At 68.0% G+C, this 12,169-nt stretch carries 11 protein-coding genes; 6 read left to right on the top strand and 5 right to left on the bottom strand.

Features of this window, described 5'->3' with window-relative positions; genetic code table 11:
• Positions 1-4 precede the first annotated feature (4 nt).
• Entirely contained in the window at positions 5-871 is an 867-nt protein-coding gene (locus tag ACFVVI_RS22050) for an ABC transporter permease (RefSeq protein ID WP_378992711.1), read from the bottom strand.
• Positions 871-1,770, bottom strand: a complete 900-nt coding sequence (locus ACFVVI_RS22045; RefSeq protein ID WP_378992710.1) for an MlaE family ABC transporter permease — start codon at positions 1,768-1,770, stop codon at positions 871-873. The genes ACFVVI_RS22050 and ACFVVI_RS22045 overlap by 1 nt, the downstream gene beginning before the upstream one ends.
• A 233-nt stretch (positions 1,771-2,003) precedes the next feature.
• On the opposite strand from ACFVVI_RS22045, the gene ACFVVI_RS22040 reads away from it, so the two are divergent.
• Genes ACFVVI_RS22040 through ACFVVI_RS22015 form a run of 6 tightly spaced genes read left to right on the top strand, consistent with a single transcriptional unit; the run spans position 2,004 to position 7,660 of the window.
• Positions 2,004-3,209 carry a cytochrome P450 gene (locus ACFVVI_RS22040; RefSeq protein WP_387446571.1) on the top strand — a complete coding sequence of 402 codons (1,206 nt, stop codon included), beginning with the start codon at positions 2,004-2,006 and terminating at the stop codon, positions 3,207-3,209.
• Positions 3,209-4,006, top strand: coding sequence for an SDR family oxidoreductase (locus ACFVVI_RS22035; RefSeq protein ID WP_378992708.1), 798 nt, complete (start codon positions 3,209-3,211; stop codon positions 4,004-4,006). Before ACFVVI_RS22040 ends, ACFVVI_RS22035 begins: the two co-directional genes overlap by 1 nt.
• On the top strand, positions 4,003-4,230 hold the full coding sequence (locus tag ACFVVI_RS22030; RefSeq protein WP_387446569.1) for a ferredoxin: 228 nt from the start codon (positions 4,003-4,005) through the stop codon (positions 4,228-4,230). The genes ACFVVI_RS22035 and ACFVVI_RS22030 overlap by 4 nt, the downstream gene beginning before the upstream one ends.
• Positions 4,230-4,781 (top strand): nuclear transport factor 2 family protein, encoded by a 552-nt coding sequence (locus tag ACFVVI_RS22025; RefSeq protein WP_378992706.1) that lies wholly within the window; start codon positions 4,230-4,232, stop codon positions 4,779-4,781. The genes ACFVVI_RS22030 and ACFVVI_RS22025 overlap by 1 nt, the downstream gene beginning before the upstream one ends.
• A 5-nt stretch (positions 4,782-4,786) precedes the next feature.
• Positions 4,787-6,025 (top strand): hypothetical protein, encoded by a 1,239-nt coding sequence (locus tag ACFVVI_RS22020; RefSeq protein ID WP_387446568.1) that lies wholly within the window; start codon positions 4,787-4,789, stop codon positions 6,023-6,025.
• Positions 6,026-6,049: 24 nt separating this feature from the next.
• Positions 6,050-7,660: an acyl-CoA synthetase gene (locus ACFVVI_RS22015; RefSeq protein ID WP_387446567.1), complete on the top strand. Its 1,611-nt coding sequence runs from the start codon at positions 6,050-6,052 to the stop codon at positions 7,658-7,660.
• 15 nt (positions 7,661-7,675) lie between these two features.
• On the opposite strand, the gene ligA is transcribed toward ACFVVI_RS22015, so the two are convergent.
• The 3 genes from ligA to ACFVVI_RS22000 all read right to left on the bottom strand — a co-directional run bounded on the left by ligA (position 7,676) and on the right by ACFVVI_RS22000 (position 12,157).
• On the bottom strand, positions 7,676-9,667 hold the full coding sequence (ligA, locus tag ACFVVI_RS22010) for an NAD-dependent DNA ligase LigA (protein WP_378992703.1): 1,992 nt from the start codon (positions 9,665-9,667) through the stop codon (positions 7,676-7,678).
• A gap of 131 nt (positions 9,668-9,798) precedes the next feature.
• Entirely contained in the window at positions 9,799-10,443 is a 645-nt protein-coding gene (locus ACFVVI_RS22005; RefSeq protein ID WP_387446566.1) for a LysE family translocator, read from the bottom strand.
• A gap of 49 nt (positions 10,444-10,492) precedes the next feature.
• Positions 10,493-12,157, bottom strand: coding sequence for a bifunctional 3'-5' exonuclease/DNA polymerase (locus tag ACFVVI_RS22000; protein ID WP_387446564.1), 1,665 nt, complete (start codon positions 12,155-12,157; stop codon positions 10,493-10,495).
• Positions 12,158-12,169 lie beyond the last annotated feature (12 nt).

Here is a 12,169-nt window from a genome sequence, read left to right as displayed (position 1 = left end):
GGCATCACCCGGTGAACGTGACGGGGGATTGAAATCCCCACAGTGCGATGGTGGCGACCATGTCGAGCGCGATGATGGCCACCAGGCTCGCCCGAATGGCGCGCCCGGAGCCGATACCGACGCCCTCGGGGCCGCCCGTGGCGAAATAGCCCTGATAGCAATGGATCAGCACGACGGCGATGGCGAACACCATCACCTTGACGGTCGCGGCGAAAACGTCCCACCCGACCACGAACTGATCGAAGTAGTGGTTGTAGGTTCCGGTCGGTGTGCCGTGGATGGTCGTCACGATGAAGGCGCAAGAGGCGTAGCTCAGAATCAGCGCGACCACGAATGCCGGTGCCACGGCGAAGATCCCGGCGATGACCCGCGTCGTGACGACGAAGGGCACCGACCGGATCCCGAGTGATTCCAGCGCGTCGATCTCCTCGGAGATGCGCATCGAACCGATCTCGGCGGTCATCCGGCACCCGGCCTGGGCCGCGAAGCCGATCCCGGCCGCGATCGGCGCGAGCTCGCGGGTCACGCCGAAGGCCGAGATCAGGCCGCTGAGCTGACCCAGCGACAACAGGTTCAGCGCGCTGAACGCCTCGATGCCGATGGACGCTCCCATGGCGGCGCCGAGCAACAGCATCAGGGGCACCACGCCGCCGCCGATGATCACCGAACCGCGACCCCACGTCATGTCCGTCACCATCGTGACCGTCTGGCGCCGGTAGTGCACGAGCGTGTAGGGCACCGACGAGAGCACCTGCCAACCGAAGCCGATCACGAAGCCGATCGATTCGATCGGACCGAGTGGACGGATGCGGCGGCGCCGCAGTCTGCCCACCCAGCGCAGCCCGGCGGGATAGTACGGAGCGGCGCTCATCAGGCCATCCTCACCGGGAAGAACATGGTGACCACCTGGGTGATCACGGTGTTCAGCACAACGGCCGCGGCGATCGACATCACCACGGCCGCGTTGACCCCGTCGGCGACGCCGCGCGGCCCGCCCTTGGCCTCCAACCCGCGCTGACAGGCGATCACGACGACCAGGAACCCGAAGATCAACGCCTTGACCAGCGAGACCCACACGTCGATCGAGGTGGTGAAGGAACCGAAGGACTGCCAGTAGCTGCCCGGGGTGACGTTCAACGCCGATACCGCGACCACGAACCCGGAGCTGATGCCGACGAAGATGATCAAGATATTGAGCAGCGGCGCGACCAGCATCATGGCCGCGATGCGGGGCACCACCAGCCGCTGCACCGGGTCGATGCCCATCACCCGGAGCGCGTCGACTTCTTCTCGGATGGTTCTCGCCCCGAGATCGGCGGCGATCGCGGCGGCACCCGCACCGCCGAGCAGCATCGCGGTGGCCATCGGCGCGCCCTGTTTGATGACGCCGAGACCACCCGCGGCACCGATCATCGAATCGGCGCCGAGTTCGGACACGATATTGCCCACCTGGGCGGAAACGATGACACCGAACGGAATGGCCATCAAAATGCTCGGCACCGCGGTGACTCTGATCAGAAACCAGGCCTGCGCGAGAGTTTCGTGTATCTGGAATCGGCCGCGAACGGCGTCGTTCGCCCCGAGATAGACGGCTCCGGCGCCCATCCGCAATGCCCGGCCGAGCGTTGCCACGCTCGAAAGGACGGTCTCGGAGAAGTTGCGCCGAATTATCCGGGCCGCACTCGCCTGTTCCGCCTCCGGTACAGCCGGGTCGGCCGTGTCCGCCGCACCGCCCCGAGCCGGTGCGACTTCGCCGTCTACCCCTGCCATGGCGGTGACCGTACCATATGATTTGGACCACATTCCAGACACTGGTCCAGATTTCTGACCAGCCCTGAAATCCGCCGACAACGGCCGGTCGAGGCCCTCCTTCGGCCCGGAAACCGTTGTGTTGAACTTGTGTCGATGGTACCGTCCAGACACATGTCCAGCTACCTGTCTCCTTCGGTGCGATCGACCCCAGCACCCGGCGGCGACGACCTATCGAAACCGGGGTATTCACGATGACGAGCGCCGCTGTGGAACCCCTGACTTTCGACCCGTACGACTACGGATTCCACGATGATCCGTATCCGACTTACCACCGCCTGCGCACCGAGGCGCCGCTTTATCACAATCCCGATCTCGATTTCTGGGCCCTTTCCCGGCATTCCGATGTGATCGCGGCTTTTCGGGACAGCAACCGGCTCTCCAGCGCCAATGGCGTCTCCCTCGATCCGGCGGCCTGGGGTCCGCACGCGCATCGGGTGATGTCGTTCCTGGCGATGGACGATCCACGGCATATGCGGATGCGCAGACTCGTCTTCAAGGGATTCACGCCGAAACGCGTTGCCGAGATGGAAGTCCGCATCCGCGAGATCACCCTCGAGCATCTCGAGCCCGCCCTCGCGCGCGGCAGCTTCGACTGGATCGACGACGTCGCGGGCAAGTTGCCGATGGACGTCATCTCCGAACTGATGGGCGTGCCCGAACCCGACCGTGCCGAGATCCGCCGGTTGGCCGATCTCGTGGTGCACCGCGAAGAGGGCGTTCTCGATGTGCCCGTCGACGCGATCGACGCCTCGATTCGGCTGTTCGGCTACTACGCCGACATGGTCGCCCAGCGCCGCGCCGCGCCCGCCGACGACCTCACCTCGGCGCTGCTGGACGCCGAAATCGACGACGACACCCTCACCGACGAGGAGATCATCGGCTTCATGTTCCTGATGGTCGTCGCCGGAAACGAAACCACCACCAAGCTTTTGGGCAACGCACTCTATTGGGCGGCGGCCAATCCCGCGGAGTACGCCAAGGTGGTCGCCGACCCGGAACTGGTGAGCGACTGGGTGGAGGAGACGTTGCGCTACGACACCTCCAGCCAGATCGTGGCCCGCACCGCGGCCGTCGACCTCGACTACCACGGCGGCACCATCCCGGCAGGCGCCAAGGTGCTGCTGCTGATCGGCTCGGCCAATCGCGACGCGACCGCCTTCGACGACGGCGACAGCTACGTGATCGACCGCAACGACAGCAGCGCGCTCGCCAGTTTCGGCGCGGGCGTGCACTTCTGCCTCGGCGCGCACCTGGCCCGGCTCGAGGCCACCATCGTGCTCGGCGAATTCGCCTCGCGCGTCACCGGATACGAGGTCGACGCCGACGGCATCGAACGGGTGCACTCCACCAACGTCCGTGGCTTCGCCAAACTCCCCATCACAGTAGAGGTCAGCTAGTGCCCCGATTCGAACCCCATCCCGACCGCAGGCCCGCGCTGATCGCCGGCGCGTCCTCCGGTATCGGCGCCGCGACGGCCGTCGCGCTCGCCGAACTCGGCCATCCGGTGACCTTGGGCGCGCGCCGGGTCGAACTGTGCGAGGAGATCGCGGCCAAGATCCGGGCCGGCGGCGGCGAGGCGTACGCCCACCGTCTCGACGTCACCGATGCCGACTCCGTCGACGAGTTCGTGACGGCCGCCGAGCGCACGCTCGGCCCGACCGAGATTCTCGTCTCCGGCGCGGGCGACATCGAATTCTCCCTGGTCGGGGAGATGGACCCGGAACGCTTCCTGTTCCAGGTGCAGGTCCATCTCGTCGGCGCGCAACGTCTCGTCCACCGGGTACTGCCCGGGATGACCGCGCGGCGCCGTGGCGATCTCGTCGTGATCAGCTCCGATTGCGCCGACAACCCGCGGCCGCGGTCCGGCGCCTACAGCGCCGCCAAGAACGGGCTGGAGGCGATGGTCGGTCAGTTGCGCATGGAACTGGAGGGCACCGGAATTCGCGCCTCGCTGGTACGTCCCGGCCCGACCCTCACCGGGATGGGCATGGATTCCACTCCCGAGATCGTCGGGCCGGTACTGCAGGACTGGAAGGACTGGGGCCTGGCCCGCCACCCCTACATGCTGCGCCCGCACCACCTCGCCGACGCGGTCGCGACGGTGGTCTCGGTCCCGCGAGGTGCCCACATGGTGCTGGTCGAGGTACAGCCCGAGGCACCGCTGCGGCCGACGCCGGACGGAGGCGCGTCATGAGAATCGTGGTCGACCTCGACCTGTGCCAGGGACACGGCGTCTGCCAGGACGAGGCGCCCGCGGTCTTCACCGTGCCCAAGCGCGGCCCGGTCCAGATCACCGACGCCACCCCCGACGCCGCGGAGCACAAGGCCGTCGAGGCCGCGATCCGCTACTGCCCCACCCGAGCTCTGTCGATCGCCGACGACGGCGAATCCGACTCCCCTGCGAAAGGCACAGACTGATGGCAAATTTCGAGCGGGCCGAACTCGACGAGATGGTTCGGCGCTGGGTCGTGGAGAACCAGCGATGTGAGGAGAAGGGCGACTGGAAGCCCCTGGCCGAGATGTACACGGCCGACGCCACCTACGGCTGGAACTACGGCCCCAAGCAGGAGTTCATGGCCGTCGGCCGCGACGAGATCCGCGACTACGCCCTGGGCCAGGAGATGCTCGGCCTCGAGGGCTGGACCTACCCGTATCAGGAGTTCGTCGTCGACGAGCGCAGCGGCACCGTCATCGGCTTCTGGAAGCAGATCAACGAGGGCAAGCGCGCCGACGGCCGCCACTACTCCCCCGAGGGCATCGGCGGCAGCTGGTTCCGCTACGGCGGCGACTTCCAATGGTCCTGGCAGCGTGACTTCTTCGACTTCGGCAATGTCTCGGCGATGTTCCTCGACATGATCACCGACAACGCGCTGTCGCCGGGCATGCACCAGCGCATCGAGCGCTCCGTCTCGCGGGACCCGCTGCCCGGCTGGTACCCCATCGGCGAATCGCCCGCTTCCCTGTGGTGACGTCGATGAGCAGGTACGCGGAGCTGTCCCGGGACCAGCTGGCCGCACTGGTCCCCGAACTGCTGCTGTGCGGTCACCTCATCGACCGGTCCGGGATGGCGCACACCATCGCCGCCTTCGGCCGCGAGGGAATGACGGCGGTCGCGATCGAGGAGTGGCAGCTGGCCAGTCCGATCTACACCCGCCGGATGCAGCGCGCGCTGCGCTTCACCGGCGACAGTGTCGAAACCATCTTCAAGGGGCTGCAACTCGACATCGGCGCGCCACCGCAGTTCATGGACTTCCGGTTCCGCGTCGACGACCACGATCACGGCGAGTTCTGGCTCGATCACTGCGGGGCACTGGCCGATGTGGAGCCGATGGGCGAGGAGTTCGTGGTGGCGATGTGCCACGACATCGAGGACCCCACCTTCGATGCCACGGCGCTGGCCACCAATCCGCACGCCCAGGTGCGGCCGGTGCACCGCCCACCGCGCAAGCCCGCCGACCGGACCCCGGTGTGCGCGTGGACGGTCGTCATCGATGCCGCGCACGTCCCACCCGAGGTTCCCCGCAACGCCGCGCTGCTCACGAACTCCGTTGCCGCGCAGCTCGAGCTGGCCGACATCGACGTGGGCGAGGAGGGCAGGGCCGACTACACGGGGCCGCTGCTGAGTGATCTGCGGTTCGCCGATTTCTCCCATGCCGCGTTGCGCCGGATGGCCGACGAGATCTGCCTGCAACAGCACCTGCTGACCCTCGGGTTCATGGTCGCCATCGGGGAACGCGCCGATGCGGCGACCGCCCTCGGGATCGGGCGCAAGCAGTTCGCCGGAATCGCCGGACTGACCTCCGAGCGCATCCGCAACTGCCTGAACCTCGGCCGCGATCCGGACGCGCTGGCCCGGGTCTTGCGCGTACATCCGGCGCTGAACCCACTGGGCTACACGGGAATCGACATCTCCGTCGTGGAATCCGGGGTGCGTCTGCGGTTTCCGCATGCCAGCGGGGCACGGACCGACGGTGCGTGGCCCTCGATGCTGACGCCCGAGGACCTTCGCCCGCTCGATGCCCTTGTTCGCGGGGTCGACCCACGGTTCGTCGCCCGGGTGGCAGCCACCGACCAGCACGGCTGGACTGTCGAGATCGACCTGGCCGAACAACCGTTCCGCGAAGCGTCCGAGGTCGCGGTGACCCGCTTCAGCACCGGTGCGGGCTTCGCCTTCACCGACCGGGGCAAACCCCTGCCGCTCACCGTCGTGTGAGAGATCGTCGAGAGATGGATTGACATGGCCAACAACTTCGCCGACCTGTTCGAACACTCCGTCGACGCCATGCCCGATCGGATCGCGCTGATTCAGCGCGATCGTCGAGTGACGTTCCGGGAACTGGATATTCGTGCCAATCGGCTCGCGCACCGGCTCGCCGAGTCGGGCGTCGGCCACGGCACCCACGTCGGATTCCAGATGCACAACAGCATCGAGACCATGGAGACGTTGCTCGCGTGCTTCAAGTTGGCCGCCGTCCCGATCAATATCAACTATCGGTACGGCCCGACCGAGCTGGCCTATGTCTACAACAACGCCGACCTCGAAGTGCTGCTGTACCACGCCTGTTACACCGAGACAGTCCGCGCCGGCCTCGCGCTCGCGCCGGGGGTGCGCCTGTCGATCTGTGTCGACGACGACCGCGACATCGGCACCCCCGAGACCGGCGCGGTCCTGTACGAGCAGCTCGTCGAGGCGGGAAAACCGTTCCGCCCCTCGGTCACTCGCACCGCGGACGACCTGTTCATGATGTACACCGGCGGCACCACCGGCATGCCCAAGGGCGTCATGTGGCGTCAGGAGGACATGTGGCGTGTGCTCGGCGGCGGCGTCGACTTCTACAGCGGTGAACCGGTGCGCGACGAATATCAGCAGTCCGCGACGGGCGCCCAGGGGGTGCCCGCCATCTGGTTCGTGCTCCCGCCGCTGATCCACGCCGCGGCGATGATGCCGACGTTCAACGCACTCTGGTCGGGCAATACCGTGCTGTTCGAGCCGCGCTTCGACCCGGCGCGGGTGTGGGAATCCGTTGCCACGCACAAGCCGCACGTCATGGTCATCACCGGCGACGCGATGGCTCGCCCGCTCATCGACACCTACAGCGCGGAACCGGTGGACACCTCCTCGCTGCTCGTCATCGCCTCCGGGGCCGCGCTGCTGTCCCAACCCGTGAAGAACGCACTGCTGGAGCAGTTTCCGACGTCGATGGTGTCGGACTCGATCGGGTCGTCCGAAACCGGCTTCGGCGGTATCGGTTTCGCGCAGAAGGACGACGATCCGGCGCGCGGACCACGAGTGCAGACCGGGCGCGGCGCGGTGGTCGTCGACGAGGACGGGCGGCCCGTCGCGGCCGGCGAGGAGGGTTGGCTGGCCAAGACCGGCGCGGTCCCGCTCGGCTACTACAACGACCCCGAACGCACCGCCCGGCTGTTCAAGACGGTGGACGGTGCCCGCATCGTGGTCACCGACGACCGCGCCCGCGCCGAGTCCGACGGCTCGATCACCCTGATCGGGCGCGGCAACATGGTGATCAACACCGGCGGGGAGAAGGTGTTCCCGGAGGAGGTCGAGGCCGTCGTGAAGTCACACGACGCGATCTACGACGCGGTCGTCATCGGCGTCGCGCACGAACGGTGGGGCCAGCAGGTGGCGGCGATCATCTCGATCGCCCCCGACCACACCCTGGACTTCGATGCCGTGCGCACCCACCTGCGCCCCCATCTCGCGGGGTACAAGATCCCCAAACGCATCTGGGTGGCGGAGACGATCTCCCGCTCCCCCAGTGGCAAACCCGACTACCGCTGGGCCAAGGACTTCGTCACCGACCGAGCCCCCGACCATCAGTCCGAGTGAGGCATCGCGGGCTCGTCAGATGATCTTGGCGTCGATCAGCAGCTTCCAGATCTCGCCTTGGTCGACGACCTCGACACCGAGCTTCTCGGCCTTCGCCAGCTTGCTGTCACCGACTCCCGCGCCGGTGATGAGCATGTCGGTGTTCGCCGAGACCGAGGAGGCCGCCGTCGCGCCCGCCTGCTCGCACAGGCGCTGGAACGTCGGGCGAGCCACCTTCTCGCCGGAGCGTGGGTCGCTGATCGCACCGGTGATCACCACTGTTCTGCCTTCGAGGGGTGCGCCTGCCGCGATGACCGGCGGCAGGTCCTCTTCGCGCACATCCAGGCAGACACCGAGCTCGCGCAAGCGGTCCAGTTCCGGACGCAACCGGGTCAGGTGGGCGACCAGGGAGGCGGCGACCTTCGGGCCGATGTCCTCTACCGCGACAAGGCGTTCCTCGCCCGCGTCGGCGACCTCTTCGAGAGAGCCGAAGCCCGACCGGGCCAGGCGCGCGGCGGTACCGTCGGAGGCCATCGGGATGGCGAGGCCGATCAGGGCGCGGCGCAGGCCGACCTGGCGGCTGGCGTCGATCGAATCGATCATGCGCGCGGCGGAGACCTCGCCGATGCGATCGAATTCGAGCAGGCGTTCCTTGGTGAGCGTGTAGAAGTCCGACGGGCTCTCGAGAATGCCCGCCTCGGCGAGGCGTTCGATCCACACTCCCCCGATGGCGTCGATGTCGGCCGCCGCGCGCGAGGCCCAGTGGATCAGCCTGCGCACTGTTTGGGCGGGACAGGCGACGTTGGTACAGAACAGTTCTCGGCTGTTGCCCTGCTCGATGACCGGCTGAGCGCACGAAGGGCACTCGGTGGGCGAAATGATCTCGAGCTCCTCGCCCGTGCGCTTGGCGGCGTCGAGCACGCCGGCCACGAACGGGATGACATCACCGGCGCGACGCACCAGCACCGTGTCACCGACCTTGATGTCACGGGCGCGGATCACCTCTTGGTTCGCCAGCGTCGCCTTCGTGACCGTCGTACCGCCGACGAACACCGGCTCGAGCCACGCGACAGGGACGATCTTGCCTGTCTTGCCGACATCCCAGATCACCTCGCGCAGCAGCGTGGTCTTCTCCTCGGCGGCGAACTTGAACGCCAGCGCCCCGCGCGGGGAGTTCGACCGGGTTCCGGCCGCCGCGTAGGCGTCACGGTCGGCCAGCCGCAGGACGGCACCGTCGATGTCGTAGTCCAGGTCGTTGCGACCCTGCTCGATCTCGGTGATCGCCGCCTGCGCCCGCGCGGCGTCGGCGCACAGCCGCATCTGCGCCCCCGCGACGCCGATCGCCCGCAGTCCTTCCCCGAGGTCGTGCGCGGCGTCGTCGGCGGCGGTATCCAGGTCGAAGCCGAAGAACTGCAGGCGCCGTTCCGACACGGTCGCCGGATCTTTCGCGCGCAGGGTGCCCGCCGCGGCATTGCGCGGATTGATCAGTGGCTTGTCCGGGTGTGCGGTGTTGTAGGCCAGGAAGGTCGAACGCAACATCACCGCCTCCCCACGCACCTCGACGCGGCCCGGCAGGTCGATCCGCTCGGGGACCCCGTCGACGAGGGCACGGACCAGCGGGGTGACGTCGTCACCGGTGGTGCCGTCACCGCGGGTGACAGCACGCGCCAGCCGCCCGTTCTCGAAGACCAGAGCCAGCGACAAGCCGTCGAGCTTGGGCATCACGACCACCGGCTGACCGGGGAATCGATCGAAGAACGCCTCGACCTGCTCCGGCTTGGTCGCCTTCTCCAGCGACAGCATCGGCCGCGAGTGCCGGACCGGGGCGTGCAGCACCGCGGGCGCACCGACCTGCTCGAGCGGATTCGGGTCCGGGGCGAGGTCGGGGTGCGCCTCGATCAGTGCGCGCAACTCGTCTTCGATCGCGTCGAATTCCGCGTCGGCGACCAGCGGCGCCCCCTGGTAGTAGGCGTCGCGCAGCGCGACCATCCGGTCGGCGAGTTCTCGGATACGTTCCCCTGTTTCCACGGACAAGACGCTACCGATACCCACCGACATCTACGGACCGACATTCTCGAGCTGTCAGGATCGGGGGAAACTCACCCCGTTCGGCCGAATCCCGTGAGCGGCAGATGTCGCCGTTCGAACTGGTCACAACGCTACTTCGCATGGTTGCCGGTGAACGCCACCGAGACGCCGAGCCCGATCATCGACAAGCCCCCGACGGTCCCGAGCGTCTCCTCGCGTCGTGGCGACCGGCGGAACCAATCGCGCAGCCGTGCGGCCAGCACCGCCCAGAGGCTGTCCGACACCAAGGCGATCGCGACCGCGATCAGGCCGAGCAGCAAGATCTGAAGCTGGACTTGCCCGGCGTCGCGATCCACGAACTGCGGTACGCCGGCGGCGGCCAGGATGAACGACTTCGGGTTCGACGCGCCGACGACGAAGCCCTGCCGCACCGAGGTCCGCCACGGCAATGCGGAGCGTTCCGGGTTCAGGTCTCCCGCTCCGAACGCCGCGCGGTGTCGGATCGCGGTGGCCCCGAGGTAGACCAGGTAGGCCGCCCCGGCGATTTTCACGATCCAGAACACCGTGGCCGACTCGGCGACGACCGCACCGAGCCCGACCGAGACCAGCGCCAGCACTGTGAGCAGACCCAAGGTGTTGCCGGCCACGCTGGCCAATGCGACGGACCGGCCGTGGGCGAGAGCCCTGCCGATGGCGAAAACTACGCTGGGACCGGGAATCACGATGATGATCAAGGCTGCCGCGCCGAAGGTGACCAGCTGTTCGAGACTGAGCATGCGACCACGCTAGACCCCACCTGCGGGAAGTACTGATCTAGCGGCGTTCCTACTTGGCATCGCCGTAGCACTGCACCACGGCGGTGGTGAACGGGAAGCGGACCGGCGTCTGCCCGAAGGCGATCCGGCCCGCGGTGTCTGCGGCGGTGGCGATCGCTTCGGCCACCACAGCAGCTTCCTCGGTCGGGCAGTGCACGATCACTTCATCGTGCTGGAAGAAGACCAGTTCCGCACGGAGGTCGCGGATCGCGTGCCGGATTCCGGCCAGGACGAGTAGGGCCCAGTCGGCGGCGCTGCCCTGCACCACGAAGTTGCGGGTGAAGCGGCCACGGGCGCGGGCGGCGGAGTCGGCGCCGAACTCGGTGCGGGTGTCCTGGGGCGAGTCCGTGTCGTCGAGCGCGACCGACAGCGGCGTGCAGGTACGCCCCAACCAGGTGCGCACGAGGCGGCCTTCCTCGCCGGCGCGCGCGGCGTCGTCGACGTAGGCCACGGCGGCGGGATAGCGCCGGCGCAGGCCCGCGAGGTGGGTCAGGGCGTCACCGGAGGTCTGGCCGTAGATGGCGCCGAGCAGGGCGATCTTGGCCTGATCGCGGTCGCCGCCGAATCCGCGAGCGGCCAGGTCCGCATAGAGGTCCTCGCCACGACCGGCCACTTCCATCAGCCCCGGGTCGCGCGAGATCGCCGCGAGGATCCGTGGCTCCATCTGGTCGGCGTCGGCGACCACCAGCGACCACCCGGGGTCGGCCCGGATCGCTTGCCGGACAATCTTCGGAATCTGTAGTGCGCCACCACCATTGGTGGTCCAGCGCCCGGACACTGTGCCGCCGGGTAGGTATTCGGGGCGGAAGCGGCCGCCGTGCACCCACTGTTCGAGCCAGGACCAGCCATGCGCTGTGTAGAGGCGATACAGCGATTTGTAGGCCAGCAGCGGCGCTACCGCCGGGTGGTCGATCCGCTGGAGCTCCCATTTCCTGGTGGAGGACAGCAGGATTCCGGCGCGACCGAAAGCCCTGATGATGTCGGCGGGCAGGTCGGGCCGGACTCGGACTCCTGTCCCGAACGCCCGCGACACCTCCTCGGCCAGTTCCGCCATCCGCCGCGGTTCCGATCCCCCCGGAAAGCGCTCTCCCAGCATCGAATCCAGGAGTTCGCGGTGGACGTCGGCGCGCCACGGAATGCCGAGCTGCCCCATCTCGACAGCGACGAGCATGCCCGCCGATTCGGCGGCGAGCAGCAGTCGCATGCGCTCGGGGTGCTCGGCCCGAGCGGTGCGCGCGACCTGTCCCGCGTACACCGCCAGCAGGGCGGTGAACTCGTCGATCCCCGGCGGCAGTGGCACCGGACCCGATTCGAACAGCGACGGCTGCGTCTCGGCGGCCCGCACCGGCGCATCCGGCGGAACGGCCAGGTTGTGCAACCGCGCCCAGCCCGCCGCCAGTGAGCGCGCCTGCCCCGATTGTCCTTCCTCGTGGCCGATCAGCAGCGACTCCGCCGCCTGGACGTCGTAGCACCGTTCGACCCACACGCCCGCTGCCAGCAACGCACGGTAGATGTCGGCCGTGGACCGCCAGACCCACCGCTGCACGTCCGGGCGGGTGCGCACCGCCTCGACGAGCGAGGGCTCGTCGAGCACCGGTCCCGCCGGGTGACCGTCCTGATCGAGCGGACACAACCGAGCGCCGCCCTCGCCCGTCTCCGCTATCGCCCATCTCACGTGCCAGAGTCT

The organism is Nocardia sp. NPDC058114, from assembly GCF_042884695.1.
Taxonomy (GTDB): domain Bacteria; phylum Actinomycetota; class Actinomycetes; order Mycobacteriales; family Mycobacteriaceae; genus Nocardia.
The sequence above is the reverse complement of the archived record's forward strand: the minus strand, read 5'-3'. Positions and strand labels throughout refer to the sequence as shown.